Source organism: Myxococcus sp. XM-1-1-1 (assembly GCF_020037095.1).
In the GTDB taxonomy this organism is placed as follows: Bacteria; Myxococcota; Myxococcia; order Myxococcales; family Myxococcaceae; genus Myxococcus; species Myxococcus fulvus.
The window spans coordinates 231,060-253,625 of record NZ_JAIQDH010000016.1 but is presented as its reverse complement, the minus strand read 5'-3'; the positions used below and the strand labels follow the sequence as shown (position 1 = coordinate 253,625).

Genomic DNA, 22,566 nt, shown 5'->3' with positions numbered 1-22,566 from the left:
ATCACCGGGCAGGCTTGCTCAGGTCTCGACGACTCGCCGCGCGAGGTGGCGTGTCACCGGACGGGCTTGCTCAAGCCATGTCGGCACGCCGCGCGAGGTGACGAATCACCGGGCAGGCTTGCTCAGGTCTCGACGACTCGCCGCGCGAGGTGGCGTGTCACCGGACGGGCTTGCTCAAGCCGTGTCGGCACGCCGCGCGAGGTGAAGAATCTCCGGACAGGCTTGCTCAGGTCTCGACGACTCGCCGCGCGAGGTGACGACTCACCGGACAGGCCTGCTCAGGTCTCGACGACACGCCACACCCGGTGGCGTGTCACCGGACAGCGCGTCACAGCCCCCGGTGGGCGTCGGAGATGCCCGGGGGCGCGGCGTGCAGGGCCACGCGGAAGGTGGTGCCCACGCCCACGGACGACTCGACGGAGATGTGTCCGCCGAGCGCGGTGACGATGGTGTCGCAGATGGACAGGCCCAGGCCGGTGCCGATGCCCGCGGACTTCGTCGTGAAGAACGGGTCGAAGATGCGGCGCAGGTGCTCCGGGGGGATGCCGCCGCCGGTGTCCCTCACCTCCACCAGCACGCGCGCGCCGTCGTCCGGCCGCGTGGTGATGCGAATCTCGTTCGTCTCCGACTGGCCCTCTTCAATCGCGTGCGCGGCGTTGATGACCAGGTTGAGGAACACCTGGAACAGCTTGCCCTCGTTGCCGCGCACCGGCGGCACCTCGCCGTAGCTCTTCACCAGTCGAGCGCGGGGCCGCACCTCGCTGGCCGCCATCTGCGCCACCGAGTCGAGCACCCGGTGCACGTCCACCGGCTCCTCGCGCGTGTCGTCCACCCGCGAGAACACCCGCAGCTGGCGGACAATCTGCCGCATCCGCTCGGCGCCCTCGCGCGCGTCGTCCAGCACCTGGCGACACTCCACCAGGTCGTCCGGCGTCAGCGGCCGCGCGCGCGGGCCCACCGTGGCGTGCAGGAAGTCCAGGTTGGACAACACATACGCGAGCGGATTGTTCAGCTCGTGCGCGATGCCCGCCGCGAGCAACCCCATGGACGCCATGCGGTCGGCGAGCATCAGCTGCGCCTGCGAGCGCTTCCGCTCGGTGAAGTCCCGCGCGATGGTCACCCACGCGGGCGTCCCGTCGAACACCACGGCCAGCGTCACCAGGTCCGCCACCACCGTCTCGCCGTCGCGGCGCACCAGCGGCACCTCCACCGCGCGCGCCGCGCCCTTCCCCTCCAGCGCCTGCCCCAGGTAGAGCTGCGCCGCGCTCCGGTCCTCCTCGCGCACCAGCTCCAGCACGTGCCGCCCGAGCAGCTCCGACGCGTCCCGATAGCCCAGGTACTGCACCAGCGCGGGGTTGACGGACAGCAACACCCCGTCCCCCACGTGCACCATCACCGGGTCCGGGAAGGACTCGAGCAGCAGGTGCACGCCCGCCTCGGTGCGCCGCAGCGTCGTCTCCGTGCGCACGCGCAGGGCCTTGTCGTTGCGCTGCTCCAGCGCGAGCGACAGCGTGCCCGCCGCGCCCGACAGGAGATTGACCTCGATGGGCCCCCAGGGCCGCGCCTCCCGGCAGTTGTCGAAGCCGATGACGCCGAAGAGCTGTCCGTGCACGTGCAGCGGCAACAGCAGCACCGAGCGCACGCCCTGCGCCTCCAGCATGGGCGTGAGCACCTCGGTGAAGTCCTGGGGCAAGCCCTGCACCGGCTCGCCGCGCATCAGGTCCGCGGCCTGCTCGGGCCACAGCGCCTCCAGGAGCGGCAGCCCGTGCATGTTCGGGTCCTCCAGGTTGGGAGGAATGCCCGGCTCGCACCACTCGGCGCGCTGCGAGGCGAGCAGCGCCCCGTTCTGCGCGCGGTGCATCTCGAAGACGTAGACGCGGGAGGCGGCGGACACGCGCCCCAGGGGCTCGACGACGGACGTGTACAAGTCCCGAGGGTCCTGGTGCGGCATCATCCGCCGCTGCACCTCCACCATCGTCTCCAGGTAGCGCTCGCGCGTGGCGACGGCCTCCTCGGCGCGCCGACGCGAGTCGATGTCCAGCAGCGTGCCCACCACCTCACCGAGCTGCCCCGGCACGCCGCGCGCCGTGAGGACCACCCAGCGCGACTCGCCGCCGACGAACAGGCGCAGCTCCTGCCGGGCGTCCGACACCTGCTGCGTGGCCACCGACTCCAGCAGGTGACGCGCGCTCTCGCGGTCCAGCCCATGCACCACGTCCGTCAGCGGATGTCCCTGCGACACCACACCCAGCGTCCCGGTGAGCTTCTCCCACCCGGGCCCCAGCCACGTGACACGCCCCTGGGCGTCGAGCTGGAAGACCACCTCGCTGAGCAGCCCATCCAGGGACTGGAGCCGCCGCGCCACCGCGGCCCCTCCATCCGTGGACGCGGGCCGCGCGGTCAGGCCGCTCGTGCTCGCCTCGGGAACCTGTGCCAGGGCCTCGACGCGCCCCACGTCCCGCCGCTCGTCTGCCACTTCGGCCTCCTGCGCCCGCGTCGGGGGGTCGGGTGAAAACCGCTCCAGACCCTGTGCCCCTCCCGGTGGCGACCTCCCCTCCAGCATAGGGGCGGCGAATGTCGGGAAGTCAATGAAGGCGGAGAAGGTTCACCCCTGGTCGCCTGGCTCCCACCCGCCCGGCATCCCCGAGCGGGGGCGCTCGCGGCGGTCGCCGAGCACGCGGGCGGGCACCCCTCCGACGATGGCCCAGGGCGGCACGTCGCGAGTGACGACGGCCCCCATGCCCACCACCGCGTGGTCGCCAATCGTGACGCCATCCGTCACGCCCGCGTTGGCACCTATCCATACATCCGCGCCCACGTTGATACCCCGGGACGTGACGGGCTGGTCACGCACGGGACGGTCCGGGGCGAGGCCGTGGTCGAAGGCGTAGAGGGTGGCGCCGCTGGCGATGCGGGTGCCCTCGCCCACGCGGATGCCGGCCGCGCCACCATCCAGGCTCACGCGGGCGTTGAGGCTCACGCGCGGACCGAGGGTGACGGGCCCGTGGACGAAGGCCTCCGCGGCGATGCTGCAGCCGGGGCCCAGGGCGACGGTGCGACCGGGCTCGGCGAAGATGCGGGCCTCGGGGGCGACGAAGCAGCCCTGGGCGATGGTGACGGTCTCCAGCTCCATCAGGAGCGCCTGGACCTCCTGCTGCCACGCCTCCGCCCAGCCCCGGTGGCGGGGCTTGAGGACGAAGTAGAGCCACGGCATCCAGGAGAGGCGGCGTTTGTGCTGCTCACGGCGGAGCGCGTCCAGGTCCACGCCCACTGCCTACCATGTCCGCGCGGGGGCGCGGGGGCTCAGCCGGACCGGGGCGCCACGGTGAAGTGGTGGCGCTCGCGCTCGGCGGTGATGGCGTCGGTGTCGACGGGGATGGGCTCGAGCGGCAGCACCATGTCGTCGGCCTCCCAGCGGTAGGGCTCGCCGTCGAGCATCACGCGGCCCTCGGCCATCGCGCGCGTGGCCTCCAGGAGCGGCATGGACGCGAGGTCGCGCATCATCGCCTCGAAGCGCCCCTGGCGCGCGGGGTCGGCGAAGCGGAAGCGCGCGCGGGCCACGACGGCCAGGTGGTACCACATGGGGCGGAAGGCCACGCCCGCGAGCCCCAGGCGCCTGGCCATGAGCACGAACATCTCCGTGGCCTCGCGCGCGAGCCCCAGGCCGGGCACGTCCTGGCCGGGGAGCTGGGGACGCCGCTCGCTGAAGCGCGCGCGGGGGTGGCGCAGGCTCAGCCAGTTGACGAAGAAGTACGGCGCGCCGGTGATGGAGCGCTTCTCCACGACGACGTCCACCAGCAGGTGCTCCTCGCCGCCCGCGCGGCCCAGGACCTTGATGCGGTCTCCGGCGCCGGTGGAGCTGACCTCCACGCGGGGGCGGCTGTAGCCCAGGCGCTCCACCTGCCACAGCAGGCCGTAGCGGAACAGCGCGTACTCGAGCGACTGCGCCGTGTAGAAGCCGAGCACGCGCGGCTGCACGGCGCCGCCCAGGCCCAGCGAGCCCTCCAGGTCCTCGAGCGTCAGCGGCTCATCGAGCGGCGCGCCTTCCTGGGACAGCATCCGCGAGATGCGCCGGTAGCGGGCGCTCATCGGGTCATAGCGCGCCTTGATGCGACGGCCCGCCATGCCGGACAGCACGAGCACCGTGCCGGCGAAGACCTTCCACGACTCGGCGTGGTAGCCCCCACCGGGGAGCCACACGCTGGGCACACCGCGCAGCGCCCGGGCGATGAGCTCGTCCCTGCGCCGCGCGCCCTTCACGGTGAGGCCCACGCGGCCGAAGCGGTCTCCGGCGAGCACGTCGCAGCCCGCGATGACGAAGGCGAGGCGAGGCTTGGGCATGCGCTCGAGCATCGCCTCCAGGAGGGCGAGGTACTGCTCGTCGGTGACGCCCTCGGGGACGCGCGTCTCGTCGACGCCTTCGGGCAGCGCGCCCCAGTCGCTGCCGGACAGGGAGCCGATCCACACCTTGGGGTGGCCGGCGAGACACTCGGCGGTGCCGTCGGGTGGGTGGGCGTCCAGGTCGAGGACGACCGTCTGTCCTTCGTAGCCATCGGCCTGGAGGGCGGCGAGCGCCACGGCGATGTCATTGACGGCGCAGAAGCCGCCACCGCGTCCCGGGGCGGCGTGGTGGAAGCCGCCGGCCATGTTGACCACGGGGCCTCTGCGGCCGAACGCGAGCCGGGCGGCGCCCAGGGTTCCGCCGCAGACGAGGCGCACGTTGGAGAGGAGCGTGTCGACGGGGACCTCGGACGGGTCCACCGCGTAGATGCGAGCGAGTGTCTCCGGCTGGCCGAGGGACTCCAGGTAGGCGGCGTCGTGGACGCGGGACAGCTCCGCGTAGCTGACCTGCCTGGGGTGGTAGACGTCCTCGGGGCGGACGACGTGCTTCTCGAGGAGATACCACGTGGTGAAGTCCACGCCGCGAGGCTCGACGCCGACGGTGGTCTCGATGCCGGTGAGCGGGAGGCGGTAGTCCTCGTCGTAGAAGATGGGGACGTGCTCGCCGCGAGCGAAGGGAAGCCACCGGCCCAGCCAGCGCCACACGCTCATGCCGCGCACCTCGCGCGAGGTGGGAGCGGACGACTCGGAGGGCAGCGGGATGGACGGCGCACGGGAGCGCGACTTTCGCCCAGCGGGAGGCCCATGGGGGCTTTTTCGTGGGCGCGCAGACGGGGGTCGTTTGCTCTCAGCCGCTGAGAGGGTCCGGAAGTCGGCGACCGGGCGACCAAGCGGCCCTGGTGGACGAGGGCGGCGTTCACTCCACCTGACGCCGGGCCTCTTCACGCAGGGCCGGGCTGCGACGGCGCAGGCCCCGCGCGGAGAGCGCGGTGAGCAGCGCCCACGCGAGCCCCGCCACCCAGCCGCCCAACACGTCCGTGGGGTAGTGCACGCCCAGGTACACGCGCGTCAGGCCCACGAGCACCGGGAGCAGGAGCGACACGGTGAGGATGTACGCCTTGAGGCGTCGGCGCTCGGTGAGCTGCGCCAGGAGCGCGCCGAGGGTGAGGTAGACGATGGCGGACAGCATCGCGTGGCCGCTCGGGAAGCTGGTCGTCATCACCTCCTTGAGATGCGGGACCACGGAGGGACGGGGGCGAGAGAAGAACTGCTTGAGCAGGCCGTTGAGCAGCGTGCCGCCCACGGTGGCCACGAGCACCAGCAGCAACGTCCGGTAGCGACGCACCAGGAGCAGGAAGCCGCACACCGCGAGCGTCACCAGGAAGAGCACCGGCGCGCCGCCGAGCGACGTCACGTCCTCCGCGGTGAGCCGCAGCCACCAGGGGCCTCGGGGAAGGGACGGGTCCTGGGGGCTGCGCAGCAGGCGCAGCACGCGCTCGTCGAAGTCCTGCGTCTCGCCCTCCGTCACCTCGTCCGAGAGCGCGATGAAGCCCAGGCAGCACACCGCCAGGAGCAGCAGCATCCCGAAGAGCCGCGTCACCGCCACGTTCCGGTCCGACATCCGCGCCCACTGAGCCCACAAGCCACGCCACATGTTCGTGACACTATGCATGGATGTGCGCCCCGAGACTCCTGGGAAGCGCTGAGTGTCCGCTGTCCTCCACGCCTTCGACGCGCCTGCCCTCGGGACTCCTCATGGCCACCCAGTATCCGCACCTCGAGCCCCTCCACCGCGACTTCATCCTGCGCCAGCGGATGTTCTTCACGGCCTCCGCCGCCAGCACGGGACGGGTGAACCTGTCCCCCAAGGGGCTCGACTCGCTGCGCGTGCTCGGGCCCAACGAGGTCGTCTACCTGGACCTCACCGGCAGCGGGAACGAGACGGCCGCGCACCTGCGCGCCGACGGGCGACTCACGCTCATGTTCTGCGCCTTCGAGGGGCCGCCGATGATTCTGCGCCTCTATGGGCGGGGACAGGTGCTGCGTCGGGGCAGCGCCGAGTACACGCGGCTCTTGGCCCACGAGTTCGGCGGCGTGGAGCCGCTGGGGGCGCGGCAGATGGTGAAGCTCGACATCGACCTCGTGCAGAAGTCCTGTGGCTACAGCGTGCCCCTGTACGAGTTCACCAGTGACAGGCCCACGCTCACGCGATGGGCGGAGAGCAAGGGAGAGGAAGGGCTGACGGAGTACCGGCGCAAGAAGAACGCGCACAGCATCGACGGCCTGCCGACCGGCCTGTTCGACGAGGAGGAGTCCGACTGACGGCGGGATGCCCGGGGGTCTTCAGACCTCTTCGAACTTCCCACCGAAGATGCCGTTCGCCTCCAGAGCCTCCTTGACCTCTTCGTCGACGATGAGCGGCAAGGGCCAGCCCCACAGGCGGAACACCCGCACTCCACCGACCTTCGACTTGTCGATGCGCAAACCGCCCACATAGCGATACTGACCTGCCCGCTCCGCGAACATCTCTTCGTCCGCGGTGAAGTGCTGCACTTCACGACAGGCAGCCTCGTCAATGCAGCGGAGCGTCCGAACGGCATTGAGGATGAAGTAGGGCTCCGCTCTTCCATCGACGCATATAGGGAAGAGTTGCACGTCGTCGGAGGCCTGCTCACGGAAGACGGCGGCCACCCGCTCACTGACAACCGGCGCCTTGCCAGCACCCGCGAACTCGATATCGAGCGGCTCTCCGGGGCGCTGAATCGGTATTCGCAACGGCTCTTGAGTTTCCAAGGGGCGTCCTTCGGTGAACTGCCAGATGTCGTCGATCTCCGCACCCTCTGAATCGACGGGGTCCGACAGATACCAACGCCCCTTCACGTACATGTCTGCACTCAGTGCAAAGAAGCGTCGTTCCACGACCTACTCCTCGAGCCCCTTCGTGATGAATCTCCGCAAATCCGTCCCCTCCCTTACGAGGTCCCGCGCAATCTTGGCAAGCTCAGCAGTGAGTGCGCCCCTGCACTGAGCGATACCTCTGCACTTCCGCATCGCGGTGTTGAGACGAATCGAGACAGCCTCATGGTACTCGCGAGGGTGAGGCCCTTGATGGCCCCTGATGCGCACGAGGTTCTCCGGGTCACTCAGCTTCATTCCGGCCCTGTTGAAGATTCGCTCGAACTCCGGTGTCCAGGGGCCTCCGTTCGCATCGGAGACGTAGTTCTTGTCCGTGCAGATGTGATGAACATTGCCCTCGGGGTCTCCCTGAATGCCCGCGCCAACGCCTGTAGCCGCCCCAGGAGCCTCCCCTGCCCCCATCGCGGTCGCGGCAACCGCCGTTGGCGCGAGCGTCACATTCAGCACCCCAGCTGACACGATGGAGATCGCCTGGACCTCGCCAGCCATGGCACTCGCGAGTTGAAAGCCTCCCTCCAACTGCGCTCGGCTCGCGGCCTGGGCAAAGCCCGGCAGCTTCGGCCCCTGGGCGGCCAGCGCACTCTTCCCACCGAGGGCAGCCAGCGCCACGACCACCAGGACACGTGCGCCGTTATCCCCCAGCACCTTTCCAAAGCGATGCCCCGCGCGCTCCAGTTCGTCCAAGCGTACTGCGTCGCGGGACTCGTCCATGAGCCGCAAGAATCCCTGCCCGAGATTCCAGACAGGCCCTGTCCCGAGATAGGCAATCAGGGATGCTGTGAGTGCGACCGCCAGCAACTTCGTGACGGGTTCGGGGGCTACCAGCATCACGAGCGCCGTCCCAATCATCGTCGTCACCATCGCGCGCAACGCCGCGGCATTCACCATGCCGCGAATCGCTTCCTCGACGCCTTCCCACACCGTGTCGAGGGCGAAGTAGAGCGCCATCATCCGCCGCTCCATGGGTCCGAGCGTCAGGCCGCCGGCTATCATGCTCAGGCAGGCCAGGGGCTCCTCCTGCCGCTGACAGATTCGCTCATATGCCGAGGGACCAGGGCGAGCCTGGACACCCTCAACGAGCCCTCCCGAGAAAGCAAGCAATGAGCGTCGGTCGTCCTGCTCGACTTCGCGGAAGGCCACGTCCAGCTGCATGCCGAGCACGAGCTGCGTGACCGCGCGCTTGAACGAGTCTTCATTCACCTCGACCGGGCCAGACTCAACGGGCGTATACGCGATGGATTCGCCCTGCCCCATGTCGAGATGGACGACGCGGGTCGATGCACATCCGCCCGCCAACAGAAACAGCACGGCAATGCATGCAGGCCTCATGTCACCCTACTTTCGGCTGCCAGAGCATCGGTGAGCGCAGAGGCCATAGCAGACCGCTCTGACAACCAGGCGCCGTGGACCCGGAGGACGAATCTGACTGACAGCGGGATGTCCTCCATTTTCGTCCAGGTCCACGGCCCCTTAGAGGGGAGCGAAGTGCCGCCAGTCCTGGCGGAGGGGGGGACTTGGAATGACAGTGATTCGCGGTGTCGGCGCCATCTCGCTCGGCAAGTGTCTGGGTGCTTTCTATGCGTTGATTGGCGTCACCGTGGGAACACTGACGAGCATGGCGGTGCTGCTGCTCGGCTCGTCTCGCACCTACGCCATCCTCGGCAAGGGCCTGCACCTGGGCGAGCTGGGACTGGGCGGCGGGCTCCTCCTGATGGTGGGAGCCGTCATCCTCTACGGCCTCGCGGGCTTCGTTCTCGGCCTCATCACCGGCGCCCTGGTCAACCTCGCGCTGCGCCTCGGAGGCGGTGTCGAGCTGGAGCTGGAGTAGTCGCTCGACACACGGGCCTACGGTGAAGCGCCCTCTCCGGGCTTCACCACCGCGAGCGCCACCTGCTTCGCCCCGGCGCCCTGGGCCAGTCGCATCACCTTCAGCACATCACCGTGGGTGAGCGACTGGTCCGCCTTGAGCAACAGCCCCCGGCCTGGCTCCGCTCGAATCGCGGCCTGGAGCCTCGCCTGGAAGGCCTTCTCGTCCGCGTACGACTCCGCCTCCACGAACAGACGGCGGTCCGACGTCATCGAGAGGATGAGCGGATCCCTCGGGGTCGCCTTCTCTTCGTCCGGCTGTCGCGACGGAGGAAGGGCCACCTGCTGGCCTCGCTGCATCATCGGCGTCACCACCATGAAGATGATGAGGAGGACCAGCACCACGTCGACCAGGGGCGTGACGTTGATCTCACTCTTCACGCCACCCCGGCCACCACCGACGGACATACCCATGCGGCTGCTCCTTGCTGGAAGGGACAGTCACCTGGGTACACGGACGCGAGACGCGGCTGGCGGGCGGACGTCCCGCGAGCGGTCATCGTTCCGTCACGGCGCGCCGCTACCGCGACAGCCGGAACCGGTCCTGCCCCGCACTGCCGAACGCGGCGCCCAGCACGCAGAAGAAGTGCAGCACGATGCCGGGGAACACGAAGAACCAGTACCCCGCGCCCACGAAGCAGAACCACAGGATGGCCCGGAAGAGCTGCCCCTTGTAGAGCTGCCCCAACCCCGGGAAGAAGAACGACAACACACCAGCGATGATGGGGTTGAAGCGGCGCTCGCGGATGATGTCGGTCGTCATGGCGGTCTCCAGTCCTCCTGCCTTCCCTAAAAGGGCGCGGCGCGGCACGAAAATCCCGCCCGTCCCTCAGGGCACCGGGCGAGCGGGCGGCTCGGGCGTCAGCACCAGCCCGTCGAACACACCATACGCATACGCCGCCGCGAAGGCATAGGCGCCCACCAGGTACGTCACGTTCAGCGTGCGCGCCGTCCCCTCGTCCTTCGCGCTGTAGCGCCCATCCGGGCCCCGCAGCGACAGCGACGTCCCCAGCGACACACCCGCCATCGCGAGCCCCAGGCCCTGGCTCACCGCCAGCGCCGTGCCCATCCCCGAGCGTCCCTGCTTGAAGTGCCCCACGCCCATCGGCGCCAGGTACCAGGCCCGGGACATCGTCGGATGCGCCTCTCGTGTCGCGACCTCGCGCACCGGCGTGGCGATGGGCGTCGGCGGAGGCATCAGGCGCGGACGTCGCTCGGCCCGCAGCTCCGCGATGCGCGAGGCATGCTGGGTCCTCGCGCGCTCCACGAAGGCGAGGAAGTCCGGCGGATACAACAGCGGGTCCAACGCCGCGCCCTCGTGGGCGGCCAGCCCGCGCACGACCTCGTCCTCGGCGCGCGCCAGCTCCTCCTGCGCATGCCACGTCGCCCCGAGCAGCAGGTGCGCATGCGCCTCCAGCTCGTCGCCATCGAGCCGCAATGGATAGAGCAATGACTCCAGCTCCGCGCGCGCCCGGGACAGCTCACCGGACTGATAGGCCTCCCGCGCGCCATCCAACGGCGACGCGGCGAGCACCCCGAGCACCAGGGCCAACCCCATCATCACGGCGGCCCCTCCATCGAGACCTCGAGCTGCCGTCCCGCCACCGCGTCCACCTCACGCTGCAACACGGGCGCACCCGCGCGCCGCGCCGTCACGGTGTGGCGGCCATGCTCCACCTTCACCGCGCTCGCCAGCGGCGCCACGCCCACCTCCCGGCCGTCCACGAAGAGCCGCGAGCCCACGGGCGCGAGGATGAGCACCTCCGCCTTGCGCAACGGCAACACCACGTCCCGCGTCACCGTCTCCCCAGGCGCGAGCGACACCTGCATCTCCACCTCGTCGCACAACGAGTTGGCGAAGCGCAGATGGTGCGTCCCCGCGGGCAACGAGACCTCGCGCACCCGAGGCGTGTACCCCCGGCTCTCTCCGTTCACGAAGACCTCCGCCCACGGGCGCGCCGTCAGCTTCAGCACCCCGGGGCTCGCGGGCGCGGCGGCACTCGCGTCCGAACTCGCCGTCGGCGCGGGGTCACCCGTCACGGGAACGACAGGGGAGCCCTCCATCGACTCCGGCTTCACTGAATCTCCCACGGGGGCATGCGCTACCGACGTCACGTCTCCCCGTGTATTCGATTCGCCAGCGTCCGCGACGTCCGTGTCCGGGGTCGGCTCCGGCTGCGTCGAAGCCCCCACGGTCGTCTCGCCCACGGTGCTCGGACGCGGAGCCGTAGGCACGGAGGCGCTCCCAGCGCGCCCCGAAGGGCCTCCGGTGGACCGAGCACCCATCGACTTCTTCGCCTGCGTCCGCGACAGCTCGGCGAGAGCCTCGCGCGCCGCGCTGACACTCTCGCCGCCCAGCCCATCATCCAGGAGGGGCTCGGCTCCGCGCCCCGCGTCCTCGCTCCCTCGCGCGAGCGCCTTCAGACATTCCGAAGAGGAGCCTCCCTCCGCGCACGACGCCTTCCCCGCGCCTGCCTCTCCAACGTCCGAGGCTCGTGCGCCCGCCCTTTCCCCTCGGGACGGCGTCGAGCCCTCGCCCTCTGCGCCTGCCTGTCCATCCCGGGACGAGGTCGCGTCCTCGGCCCGCGCACCCGAAAGACCTTCACGGAGCGACGTCGCGTCGTCGGCGCGTGCACCCGACGGACCTTCACGGAGCTGTGTCGCGTCATCCGGGGACAGCGTCGAGTCCCCGGCCCCTGGCACCAAAAGCACATCCTCGGCTCGCGACGCCTCGCGATGGCGAGACAACGTCCATCCACCCAACCCCGTCGCCGCGCAGAGCACGAACCCCGCGGCCCACCACGCCCGCGAGTTCCTGGGCCGCTGCCGCTCCCGCAGCAAGGCCACCACCTCGGACGACGTAGGCTCCAACGCCAACGCGGCGTTGAGCACCTTCGCGGCGCGAGCACCCTCGCCCTTCGCCAGCAGCGTACGCCCCTCCGCGAGCAATCGCTGGAAGCGAGACTTCCGCCACTGGATGGCACCCGCCATGGGGTTGCTCAAGAACTCGCGAGCCACCTCGGCGGGCGGCCCCACCTCCTGCCGCAGCAGCGCCTCCAGCTCCGCCGCCAGCACGCCGCCGTCCGTCGGCCTGTTCCGGGCATCCCTCGCCAGACACCTCGACACCAGGGCCGACAGGGACTCGGGCGTCCCCGGCACCACCTCCGTCAACGACGGCGCATCCCGCGTCATCACCGAGGCCGCCAGGTGCGCGGCGCCCTTGCCCGCGTGCGGCGTCCCGCCCGAGACCAGCTCGAACAGGATGACCCCCACGGCATACACATCCGAGGCCGGGGTGAACGCGCCCGTGTCGATGCGCTCGGGCGCCATGTACGCCAGCGAGCCCGTCACGGCGCCCGTGCTCGTCAGCCGCTCCTGGTCCTCCAGCGCGGCCAGCCCGAAGTCCGCCAGCTTCAGCGGCCCGCCCTCCGCCACCAACACGTTGTCCGGCTTCACGTCGCGGTGCACGACGCCGCTCGCGTGCGCCGCGGACAGGGCCCGCGCCAGCTCCCAGCCCAGCACCAGCGCCGCCTCGGGCGGCACCGGCCCGAGCCTCGCCGCGAGGCTGCGCAGGTCCTCGCCCCGCACCCACTCACAGACGAGGAACGGCCCTTCCGCGTCCTCACCAAAGTCGTGCACCTCCAGGATGTTGGGGTGGTGCAGGGAGGCCGCCAGCTCGGCCTCGCGTCGGAAGCGCTCCACGCGCCCGGGGTCCTTGCCAGGGTGCATCCGCTTCAACGCCACGGGCCGGGACAGGCGCAGGTCCACGGCCAGGAAGACCGTGGCCATCCCCCCACGCCCCAGCTCCCGCTCGAGTCGGTAGCGGCCCGAAACCACCTCACCCTTCATCACGGGCGCATTCTCGGGGAGCCGCCTCCCGCGAGCAACCCAAGTGCTACAGCCGGCAGGCCTTCGTCTCGCCCACCTGCTCGCACGCTCCCACGGCCCCCCCGGGGCAGTCCCTGTCCAGCCGACAGGTGCGCCGACACCGCGACTCCGCCCCCGAGCTCAGGCACACCGCGCACGTCGCGCAGTCCCACGAGTTCTCACAGACTTCCCCCGTCGATTCAGGGATTCCCGTGCACTCCCGCACACACAGCCCATCCAACGCGCACTGGTAGCCCGCGGGACAGATGCCGCCTCCCGCGTTCGGGTTGCAGGACTCCTCGCACCGGGGCCGCTCCGGACGGCACCTCGCGGTGTCCGCGCAGTCGAACGGGTCCTTGCAGGCCTCACCCAACCGGGGCCCCACCTCGCATTCGTCGTTGTTGCAACGTCGCCCATCCCGGCACGTGAAGTCGGACGTGCACGTCTCCGCGCACCGCCCTTCCACGCAGGCCGCGGCTGCCTCCAGGCACTCACAGGCGCGAGTACACGCGCCCCCCATCCCCACCGTGGCCGCGCAGCCCCCATCCGACGAACCACACGTCGGACCCGAGCAGCCCGCGTCCGGCGCCTCGCAAACCGCGGTCGTGCACCCGGCATCCAGGCCGCCACCCCCATCCGCGCCACCGCCGCCGTCCGAGCCACCCCCATCCGCCTGCGTCGCGACGGGCACGCAGGCGTTCAGCAGTCCCGAGGAGTCGGGCACCGGGCCACAGCCGTAGCCCGGGCGGTAGCAGTCCTCGCCGCACCCGAGCAGGCAGACCCCCAGGTCCTTCGCGCACACGGTGCCCGAGGGACATGGCGCGTCGGCGGAGCACTCGAGCAGGCAGTACCCCCCCGGAAAGCCCAGGCCGCAGGTGAGCCCGGGGCCGCATTCCGAGTCCCCGTCACAGTCCTCCCCCACCCGCTCCACGGCCCGAGGCTCACAGCCTCCCCGCACGCAGACCTCGTTCGAGGCGCAGGCGTGTGACTCGTCACAGCGGACACGGATGTCGAGAGGACAGCCCGGCGCGAACAGCAGCACGAGCACGACCAGCCCACAGCAGGAAAGGAAGCGACGCATCAACAAGGCCTCGCCACTCTACGCGCAAATCCCCGCGGGAGCGCGAGCCCCCGCGAGGCACGGCCCTCGTGCTCCCTGGAAGCACGAGGACCGACTTCAGCGCCCTGCTACATGCAGGTGCCCATGAAGCCCGGCGCGCCGAAGCACTGGCCGCTCTTGCACTGCGAGTTCTCCTGGCACGGGAAGCCGAAGGCGCCCGGGCTGCAGAAGCCGATGACCGAGCCCGTGAAGGGCTTCACGCAGCTCCACTCCGAGGGGCAGTTGGAGTTGTCGCGGCAGAGGCCCTGCATGCAGAAGCGGCCCTTGTTCGACAGGTAGCCGTCGTTGCACACCGCGCCGCCCAGGCCCACCGGGCAGGCCCCGTCCTCGGCGCACGGCGCGAAGCTGGCGCAGTACGGCTGGCGCGCCCCGTCGTCATCCGGGTCCATGCACACCGAGTAGGTGTCGCAGCCATCCTTGAAGTCGGACGTGTTCGGGTCGCACGTGGGCGGGTTCGCGGGCGGACGCAGGCTGCACAGGCCCTCGATGCAGGTCTGGTTGCTCAGGCACTGGGTGTCGGAGGTGCACGTCGGCACCTTCTTGTTCTTGCAGTACGAGGCCAGCGCGCCCGTGTCCTCGGTGTCGCAGTACTGGTCCGCCGCGCAGTTCGCGTTCGACTGGCAGCCCAGCGCACACAAGCCGTTGAAGCAGAACTGCCCGGAGGGACAGGCCTTGCTCGCGCTGCAGAGCATCTTCTCCTGGTCGTTCGGGTCGGGGTTGTTCGGGTTCTTGTCGTCGTCCTCGCTCGTGCTGCCACAGCCCGTCACCACCACCGCCAGGAACAGCGCCATCAGCCATCGCTTCATGTTCGTCTCCGTGAAGGTCGTTCTCGCCGCGCGCCGGCCCTTTCCGTCAGCGGCGTATGGTCAGGCCCCATCGCAACCGCCGTGCCGCGGGCTCATGCGAGTGCGAAGCCCCGCGATTCCGAGGGGTTGCGCGAAGAACGGCGCTCACAGCCGCGCAGCGACGGGGGAAACGTGCCAGGACTGGCACGCGGACAGGGCCTCCCGAGGAGGCGGCGTGTCAGTCCCCCTCGCCCAGGTAGCGGAACAGTGAGCGCAGGCCGATGCCCAGCGCCGCCGCCGCGTCCTTCTTGCTGCCGCCACAGCGGGCAATCGCCTCACGCACGTAGCGCTGGACGAAGGCCTCGCGCGCCTCCTCCAGCGGAACCATGGGCCCGTCCTCCGCGCCCAGCTCCAGGTCCTCGGGGCGCAGCAGCTCGTCCGTGGCCAGCACCGCCGCGCGCCGCACGCGCGACACCAGCTCGCGCACGTTGCCGGGGAACGGATGGCCTCGCAGCGCCTCCATGGCCTTCTGGGTGAGGCCCCGCGCCTTGCGCGACTCCTGCGTCAGCACGTGGTGCGTGAGCAGGAGCACGTCGTCACCGCGCTCGCGCAGGGGCGGCACGTCCACGCGCACCTCCTCCAGCCGGTAGCGCAGGTCCGCGCGGAAGGTGCCCTTGCGCACCGCCTCCTCCAGCGGCACGTGCGTCGCGGAGACGACCCGCACGTCCACCTTGCGCGGCGTGTGCTCCCCCAGCCGCGTCACCTCGCGCTCCTGCACCACGCGCAACAGGCGCGTCTGGAGCGACAGCGGCATGTCGCCAATCTCATCCAGGAACAGCGTGCCTCCGTCGGCCGCCTCCACCAGCCCCGCCCGCTCCGCGCCCGCGCCGGTGAAGGCGCCGCGCGCGTGGCCGAACAGCTCGCGCTCGATGAGGCTCTCCGGCAGCGCCGCGCAGTTGATGGCCACCAGCCGCCCCGGACGCCCTCCGCGGCGATGGAGCGCGCGGGCCACCAGCTCCTTGCCCGTGCCCGTCTCTCCCTGGATGAGCACGTTGAGCGGCGTGGGGCCCAGCCGCTCCACCTGGCGATACAGCGCGCGCATCGCCGGGGACTCGCCGATGAGCCCCTCGAACGTCGCCGCCTCGATGCGCCGAGTGAGCCCCTCCACGCGCGAGCGCAGCTCCGTCAGCTCGCGCCGCGTCGACAGCAGCAGCGCCGTCATCGCGCAGAGCGCCAGCGCCTCCTCCAGGTCCGCCGAGGTGAAAGCGGGCGCGCCGAGCTTGCGCCCCAGGTACACCACCGACAACGGCACCAGCTCCACGCGCAGCGGCACCACCAGCGCGGAGCCCAAGCGCAGCGCCTCCAGGCTTGGAGCCCTCGCCAAGGCCGCGTCCGCCGCCACGTCCGCCACGAGCACGGGCGCGCCCGACGTCAGCACCCGGTCCACCAGGCTGTCCACCACCCCAGCGTCGGCCTTCGCGCCGGTGGCGAACAACACGCGCCGGGGCCCCTGACTCGAGTCCGCCGCGACCAGGAAGCCCACGTCCGCGCCCACCACGTCGGCGAGGCCCCGCATCGCCACGTCGAGCAACTCCAACGGTGGCCGCTGCGCGAGCAGCCGCGAGGACAGCTCCGCCATCACCGCCACCAGGCGCCGGGGCTCGGGCGTCCGCGAGCCCTCCGCGCGCCCCTCCCCCATCTCGACCAGCTCCACCTCCACCGTGCCCAGGCGGATGCGGTCACCGGGCTCCAGCGGCGCCAGGTCCACGCGCCGGCCCTTCACGCGCACGTCACAGCCGCGCCCCGCCGGGGACACGCTCCAGCCGCGCGCGTCGCGAAACAGCAGCGCGTGGCTCGGCTTCACGCCCGTGCCCGTGAGCACCACGTCGCACGTGGCGTCGGAGCCCAGGGAGAGGACGGGCTTGTCCAGGGGGAGGCGGTGGCCGTCGGGCAGGACGAGGAATTGGGGCATGGCGGACGCGGGCGACATGTGTCGCATATCAGGAACACGGGGGCCCCGGCGCGTGCGGGCCCTGACGCTGGCCACCACCGGGCATTGTGCGCGCGCGCCCGACTGCTATCACCGCGCTCCCGCAAGGAGCCTCCCATGGCCATCGCCACCATCGACCCGACGTCCGGCAAGACGCTGCGCACGTTCGACGCCCTCACTCCGGAGCAGCTGGAGTCGAGGCTCCAGCTCGCCTCGGACACGTTCCGCGCGTACCGCCAGACGCCCTTCGCCGAGCGCGCCCGCTGGATGCGCCGCGCCGCGGAGCTGCTGGAAGCGGGGGCGGACCACTACGGCCGCATCATGACCGAGGAGATGGGCAAGCCGCTGGAGGCCGCCAAGGCCGAGGCGAAGAAGTGCGCGACGGCGTGCCGCTACTACGTGGCCAAGGCGGAGGGGCTGCTCAAGGACCGGCCCATCGACGTGGGCGGAGACACCGCCTTCGTGCGCTACCAACCCTTGGGGCCCGTGCTGGCCATCATGCCGTGGAACTTCCCCTTCTGGCAGGTGGTGCGCTTCGCCGCGCCCGCGCTGATGGCGGGCAACGTGGGCCTGCTCAAGCACGCGCACAACGTGCCCCAGTGCGCGCTCGCGCTGGAGACGCTGTTCCTGGACGCGGGCTTCCCGAAGGGCGCGTTCCAGACGCTCCTCATCGAGACCGCCGACGTCAACCGCGTCATCGAGGACGCCCGCGTGCGCGCGGTGACGCTCACCGGCAGCGAGGGCGCGGGCCGCGCGGTGGGCCAGTCCGCGGGCAAGTCGCTCAAGAAGGTGGTGCTGGAGCTGGGCGGGAGCGACCCGTTCATCGTCATGCCCAGCGCGGACCTGGACAAGGCGGTGGAGACGGCCGCGTCCGCGCGGCTCATCAACAACGGCCAGTCCTGCATCGCCGCCAAGCGCTTCATCGTCGCCGAGCCCATCGCCGCCGAGTTCGAGCGCCGCTTCGTCGAGCGCCTCAAGAAGGTCACCGTGGGCGACCCCATGGACCCGAAGACGGACCTGGGCCCGCTGGCCACGCAGGGCATCCTCCAGGGCCTGCACGCGCAGGTGGAGGCGAGCGTGAAGGCCGGCGCGAGGCTGCTCCTCGGCGGCAAGCCGCTGGAGCGGCCCGGCAACTTCTATCCGCCCACCGTGCTCGCGGACCCGCCGCCCTCCGCGCCCGCGTTCCATGACGAGCTGTTCGGCCCGGTGGCCACGCTGCTGCGTGCGCGCGACGTGGAGCACGCGGTGGAGCTGGCCAACGCCACGCCCTTCGGCCTGGGCGCCAGCGTGTGGACGCGCAATGCGGGCGAAGAGCGCCGCTTCATCGACGGCATCGAGTCCGGCATGGTGTTCGTCAACCAGATGGTGGTGTCCGACGCGCGGCTGCCCTTCGGCGGGGTGAAGAACTCCGGCCACGGGCGCGAGCTCGCGGACCTGGGCATCCACGAGTTCCTCAACGCGAAGACGGTGCGCGTCGCGACCGGTGGGGACGCGCCTGCGGCTCGCGGCGGCGCGCTCAGCGAGTAGCGCTTCAGCGCGTGCGCACCCGGCCGTCCGGCGGGCGGTGGACCTCCTCCAGCGCCTCCGTCACGGCCTCCACCTCGGCGCCGAGCTGCTCCACGCTCTGGCGCAGACCCAGTCCGGCGACGTCCTCGCCGGACGCGTCCGCCGTGCGCACCCGCAGCACCTGCGCGTAGAGGCCCTCCAGCGTGTAGAACAGCCGCGTGTACTCGGCCTCCAGCCGGTCCGCCGCCGTGGACAGCTCCGCGCGCTGCTGACGCTGCGACTCGAGCGCGGACAGCGCGCCCTGGAGCCGCTCACGCACCACCGCGTCCTGCTCCGTCGCCACCCTCGCGGACAGCGCGCGGTGCTCCTCCTCCAGCCGGCTCGCCTCCTCGGGTGTGGCCAGCGCGCGCAGCGTCCGCTCCCGGCTCGCCAGCGCGTGACAGCCCTGGCGCAGCGCCTCCACCGTGCGCTCGGGGGCGTGCACCACCTCGCGCAGCACCGCGGGCCCCTGGGCCAGCTCCGCCAGCAGCTTCGCGCACACCGCGTCCACGCGCGCCACCTTGGGGTCCACGGGCTCGGCGGACGTGGCGGGCTTCACCCCGAGCCCGGTGGCCTGCGCCTCCTCTTCTTCCGTGGGGCGCCTCAGGTACTTCGCCGACGCCAGGAAGAGTCCCAGCGCAACGAAGACGAGCCACCACAGCCGACGGGGCTGTCCCATGGCGATGAGCAGGCACACGATCGCCGGCGCGATGAAGGCCGCCGCCTTGACCGGGTCCCTGGAGGCGTTCGAGGAGCGCCGCCGTGAGCGGGGCCGCGTCGCCTTGCGCGCGTCCCGCCGGGCCTCCTTGCGCCACTGCTTCTCCCACTGCCGGCGGACCTTCCGGGGAGGCAGGCGCCCCGTCTTGCGCACCCACGCCTCCACCGCCGCGTCCTCGCGGGCCTGGCCCTCCGACAAGGCGTCCTCCAGACGGCGCAGGCGCTCGTCCTGCTGGCGGGGAGGCGCGCTCGGAGGAGGTGGCTCGGAGGCTCGGGGCACGCGATACGATAACGACCTCCCCCGCCATCGGGGAGGTGAATCCCACATCATGTTGGGCGCTTCGTGCTCCCCCGCACCGAGTCGAGACGGGTGATACTCGTGGGTAATCCGGGGAAATGCTCAATCGTTTGCATTCCCCCTGGAAAAGGCCCATGAGATTGTGTTCGCGGGGGGCACAAGGGGTTCGGTGTCGTGGAGAGCATCGAGGAAAAGGGGGAAGGCGGGGAGCTGAGCCCCGAGGCCATCCGCGCGCTGCGTGGGGGCCAGAGTCGTGCTGCCTTCGCCCGGATGCTGGGAGTCACCCCCCTGACGGTGTATCGCTGGGAGCTGCCGGAAGACGCGCCCCAGGCGCGGCGTCCCCGAGGTCGGGTGGCGCAGGCGCTCAAGCAGCTGCAGGGTGGCGGGCTCACGGGCGCTCAGCTGCCCTCCCTGTCCCGCCAGGAGCTGCGCCCCGAGGAGAGCCAGCGGCTGCAGCCTGCCCTGGACCGACTGAAGCGGGCCGAGTGGCGCGCGGCGGAGGAGGAGCTGCTCACGCTCCTGGCGTCGGGCGTGCTGCGGACCCCGGGCGCGAGGGCGCTCGCCGCGGTGGGGCTGTCCCACCTGCAGCGCTGGGGACGCGAGGACAGCCGGGGCGCGCTCGCCACGCTGCTGCCGCACCTGGGCGAGGCGGAGATGGGCCTGTTGCCGCGGGGCGTGGAGCTGCAGGTGCACGCGCTCGCGGCGAACCTCTACGCGTCGCCAGATGGGAAGCTGTTCGACGCCGTGAAGAGTGACGCGCACGTGGCCCGCGCGGAGGCGCTGCTGGTCGAGGACCCGGACTCGGACGCGCGCTGCCTCTTGCGCATGGCGCAGACGGCGGGCGCCTTCTACCTGGGTGAGACGGAGCGGGTGGCGCGTTACTCGGGGCGCGTGGCGGAGGCGCTCACCCACGTGACGGACCCGGCGCTGCGACTGCTCGCCGAGGACGTGTGCGCGCACGAGGAGGCCATCCGCGGCGAGACGACGCAGGCCACGCGCCGCTTCCGTGAAGTGGCCCAGGGCGCGGCGCGGCTGGGGTACGCGTTCCTGGAGGCGCGCAACCTCGCCTTCCTCGCGCAGCGTCGGCTGGACGAGGCGTGCGAGCCAGAGGAGGCGCTGCTGCTGGTGCGCCGCGCGCGCGAGGCCGCGTACGGCGGACGCATGGCGCGCGGCTTCTCGTTCATCTTCGCGGCGCGCGCAGAGGCCGAGGCGCTGATTCGCCTGGCGCGCTTCGCCGAGGCGGAGGCCGCGCTGGACGAGGCCGACGCCGTGGTGGAGGAGCTGAGCTGGACGCCGCTGCAGCTCGCGGTGACGCGCGCGAAGCTGTGGCTGACGGTGAACCGGCCCGCGGAGCTGCGCAAGCTGGCCTCCCGCCTGTCCTCGTACGACGGCAACATCCAGCGCTCGCTCACCGGCGCGTACGCCCTCTTCGTGGAGGCCATGGCGGACCTGAGCGAGGGCACCGCCCAGCGCGCCGCCGCGGGCTTCGCCGCCGCCGGAGCGCGCGGCATGGAGCTGGGCGGCTGGCCCTACCTGCGCCGCGAGTGTCTGCTGTACGAGACGGCCGCGCGCGCCTACGCCGGGCAGCGGGAGGAAGGCCGGGTGGTGCTGCGCCGCACGCGCGCCTTCCTGGAGCGGATGCCGTCGGCGTGGCACTCCGCGCTGCTCCACCGCTTCGAGGGCATGCTCCTGGTCGTCGAGGGCCGCACGCGCGAGGCGCGCGACTTGCTCGAGGCCTCGCTGGGCACCTTCCGCCTCTCCGGCGACGTGTGCATGGCGGCCTTCACGCGCAGCCTGCTGGCGTGGCTGGCCAAGCACGAGGGAGACCCGGCCGCCGACGAGCTGCTGGCCGCCAGCGACGCGGAGCTGCGCCGCATCGGCATGGCGCCGCAGCCCAACTTCATCCCCGCCACGGCGCGCCCGGCCGGCTCGGGCAGCCCCGCCTCCGAGCCCGGGGCCACGACGCGCCTGGGCTCCGAGGCGCTGGTGGTGCCCTTCGAGCGGCTGTCCGTGCGCGGCATGGGCGCGCCGCTCATCCAGCGCGAGCTGCTCGGCGTGCTGGAGGGCCTGTTCCCCGGCTGCGCGCCCCGGCTGGAAGAGGTGGACTCCCAGGGCCGCGTCACGGTGCTCGCGGGCCTGGACGCGCGGCCGGCCACGGACGAGGTGGAGTTCGGCGACGGGTGTGGACGCAGGCTGCGGCTGGGCGTCGTGGGGCCGCTGCCGGTGGATGGCCGCGCGCTGCTCACGCTCCTGTCCCGGCTGGGAGGCTTCGCGCTGGAGGTGGCGACGCTGCGCGGCTTCACGGCGGTGGAAGCGGGCGTGTCGGGCACGAGCGAGCCCGCGTCCGAGGAGCCCGGGCGCGAGACGGAGCTGCCGGGCTTCATCGCCGCGTCCCCCTCGATGAAGCGGCTGCGCGCGGAGCTCTCGCGCCTGTCCGCCAGCCGCTCCACCGTCATCGTCACGGGCGAGTCCGGCGCGGGCAAGGAGGTCGTCGCGCGGGCGCTGCACCTGCTCTCAACGCGCTCGCAGCGGCCCTACGTGGCGTTCAACTGCGCGGCCGTCCCCAAGGAGCTCTTCGAGGGACAGCTCTTCGGCTACCGCAGGGGCGCCTTCACCGGCGCGGCCACGGACCACCCCGGCGTGCTGCGCGCGGCCCACGGCGGCACCCTGTTCCTGGATGAGATTGGCGAGCTGCCGCTGGACGTACAGCCCAAGCTCCTGCGCGTGCTGGAGAACGGCGAGGTCTTCCCCCTGGGCGAGACGCGCCCGGTGGAGGTCGACGTGCGCGTGGTGGCCGCCACGCACCGGGACCTGGGCCAGTTGGTGCGCGAGGGCCGCTTCCGCGAGGACCTCTACTACCGCCTCCAGGTGGTGCCGGTGCGCGTGCCGCCCCTGCGCGAGCGGCGCGAGGACGTGGTGGCCCTGGCGCAGCACTTCGTGCGGCAGCTCACGCCCGAGGGACAGCCGCCACCGCAGCTGGGCTCCGACGCGCTGGAGGCGCTGATGGCCCACCCGTGGCCCGGCAACGTGCGCGAGCTGCGCAACGTCATCGAGCGCTCCATGGCGTACGGGCCCTTGCCGGCGGTGCTGGGGGCAAAGCAGATGCGCATCGCGGGCTGAA

The 22,566-nt window shown here is 71.5% G+C and carries 18 protein-coding genes; 4 read left to right on the top strand and 14 right to left on the bottom strand.

Annotated elements, in window-relative coordinates; translation table 11 throughout:
- Positions 1-328: 328 nt before the first annotated feature.
- From K8640_RS28165 to K8640_RS28150, 4 genes are all read right to left on the bottom strand, one after another.
- A complete protein-coding gene (locus K8640_RS28165; protein ID WP_370640403.1) occupies positions 329-2,365 on the bottom strand; it encodes an ATP-binding protein in 2,037 nt (678 codons plus the stop codon).
- A 240-nt stretch (positions 2,366-2,605) separates the two neighbouring features.
- Positions 2,606-3,265, bottom strand: a complete 660-nt coding sequence (locus K8640_RS28160; RefSeq protein WP_223749881.1) for an acyltransferase — start codon at positions 3,263-3,265, stop codon at positions 2,606-2,608.
- Between the two features lie 38 nt (positions 3,266-3,303).
- Positions 3,304-5,052 carry a histone deacetylase gene (locus K8640_RS28155; protein ID WP_223749880.1) on the bottom strand — a complete coding sequence of 583 codons (1,749 nt, stop codon included), beginning with the start codon at positions 5,050-5,052 and terminating at the stop codon, positions 3,304-3,306.
- 205 nt (positions 5,053-5,257) lie between these two features.
- Entirely contained in the window at positions 5,258-5,962 is a 705-nt protein-coding gene (locus K8640_RS28150; protein ID WP_223749879.1) for a phosphatase PAP2 family protein, read from the bottom strand.
- Positions 5,963-6,096: 134 nt separating this feature from the next.
- Here K8640_RS28150 and K8640_RS28145 point away from each other — a divergent pair, with 134 nt between their 5' ends.
- Positions 6,097-6,663 carry a pyridoxamine 5'-phosphate oxidase family protein gene (locus K8640_RS28145; RefSeq protein WP_223749878.1) on the top strand — a complete coding sequence of 189 codons (567 nt, stop codon included), beginning with the start codon at positions 6,097-6,099 and terminating at the stop codon, positions 6,661-6,663.
- A gap of 21 nt (positions 6,664-6,684) precedes the next feature.
- Here K8640_RS28145 and K8640_RS28140 read toward each other — a convergent pair whose 3' ends face one another.
- Positions 6,685-7,260 carry an imm11 family protein gene (locus tag K8640_RS28140; protein ID WP_223749877.1) on the bottom strand — a complete coding sequence of 192 codons (576 nt, stop codon included), beginning with the start codon at positions 7,258-7,260 and terminating at the stop codon, positions 6,685-6,687.
- A gap of 3 nt (positions 7,261-7,263) precedes the next feature.
- Positions 7,264-8,586, bottom strand: coding sequence for an AHH domain-containing protein (locus tag K8640_RS28135; RefSeq protein ID WP_223749876.1), 1,323 nt, complete (start codon positions 8,584-8,586; stop codon positions 7,264-7,266).
- Between the two features lie 190 nt (positions 8,587-8,776).
- Between K8640_RS28135 and K8640_RS28130 the strand changes: the two genes are divergently transcribed.
- Positions 8,777-9,085, top strand: coding sequence for a hypothetical protein (locus K8640_RS28130; protein ID WP_223749875.1), 309 nt, complete (start codon positions 8,777-8,779; stop codon positions 9,083-9,085).
- Positions 9,086-9,102: 17 nt separating this feature from the next.
- Here the strand turns inward: K8640_RS28130 and K8640_RS28125 are convergent, their stop codons facing one another.
- From K8640_RS28125 to K8640_RS28095, 7 genes are all read right to left on the bottom strand, one after another.
- Positions 9,103-9,537 carry a biopolymer transporter ExbD gene (locus K8640_RS28125; RefSeq protein WP_223749874.1) on the bottom strand — a complete coding sequence of 145 codons (435 nt, stop codon included), beginning with the start codon at positions 9,535-9,537 and terminating at the stop codon, positions 9,103-9,105.
- Positions 9,538-9,643: 106 nt separating this feature from the next.
- Entirely contained in the window at positions 9,644-9,886 is a 243-nt protein-coding gene (locus K8640_RS28120) for a hypothetical protein (protein ID WP_046710746.1), read from the bottom strand.
- Positions 9,887-9,952: 66 nt separating this feature from the next.
- Positions 9,953-10,684 carry a hypothetical protein gene (locus K8640_RS28115; RefSeq protein ID WP_223749873.1) on the bottom strand — a complete coding sequence of 244 codons (732 nt, stop codon included), beginning with the start codon at positions 10,682-10,684 and terminating at the stop codon, positions 9,953-9,955.
- Positions 10,684-12,972 (bottom strand): serine/threonine-protein kinase, encoded by a 2,289-nt coding sequence (locus K8640_RS28110; RefSeq protein WP_223749872.1) that lies wholly within the window; start codon positions 12,970-12,972, stop codon positions 10,684-10,686. Before K8640_RS28110 ends, K8640_RS28115 begins: the two co-directional genes overlap by 1 nt.
- Before the next feature lie 46 nt (positions 12,973-13,018).
- Entirely contained in the window at positions 13,019-14,071 is a 1,053-nt protein-coding gene (locus K8640_RS28105; protein WP_223749871.1) for a hypothetical protein, read from the bottom strand.
- A gap of 107 nt (positions 14,072-14,178) precedes the next feature.
- Complete coding sequence (locus tag K8640_RS28100) at positions 14,179-14,916, bottom strand: Dickkopf N-terminal cysteine-rich domain-containing protein (RefSeq protein WP_141331118.1); 738 nt, start codon at positions 14,914-14,916, stop codon at positions 14,179-14,181.
- Between the two features lie 217 nt (positions 14,917-15,133).
- Positions 15,134-16,867: a sigma 54-interacting transcriptional regulator gene (locus K8640_RS28095; RefSeq protein ID WP_223749870.1), complete on the bottom strand. Its 1,734-nt coding sequence runs from the start codon at positions 16,865-16,867 to the stop codon at positions 15,134-15,136.
- Between the two features lie 135 nt (positions 16,868-17,002).
- Between K8640_RS28095 and K8640_RS28090 the strand changes: the two genes are divergently transcribed.
- Positions 17,003-18,412, top strand: coding sequence for an NAD-dependent succinate-semialdehyde dehydrogenase (locus K8640_RS28090; protein WP_223749869.1), 1,410 nt, complete (start codon positions 17,003-17,005; stop codon positions 18,410-18,412).
- 4 nt (positions 18,413-18,416) lie between these two features.
- Here the strand turns inward: K8640_RS28090 and K8640_RS28085 are convergent, their stop codons facing one another.
- Positions 18,417-19,427, bottom strand: coding sequence for a hypothetical protein (locus tag K8640_RS28085; protein ID WP_223749868.1), 1,011 nt, complete (start codon positions 19,425-19,427; stop codon positions 18,417-18,419).
- Positions 19,428-19,619: 192 nt separating this feature from the next.
- Between K8640_RS28085 and K8640_RS28080 the strand changes: the two genes are divergently transcribed.
- Positions 19,620-22,565 carry a sigma-54 dependent transcriptional regulator gene (locus K8640_RS28080; RefSeq protein ID WP_223749867.1) on the top strand — a complete coding sequence of 982 codons (2,946 nt, stop codon included), beginning with the start codon at positions 19,620-19,622 and terminating at the stop codon, positions 22,563-22,565.
- The last annotated feature ends 1 nt before the right edge of the window (position 22,566 follow it).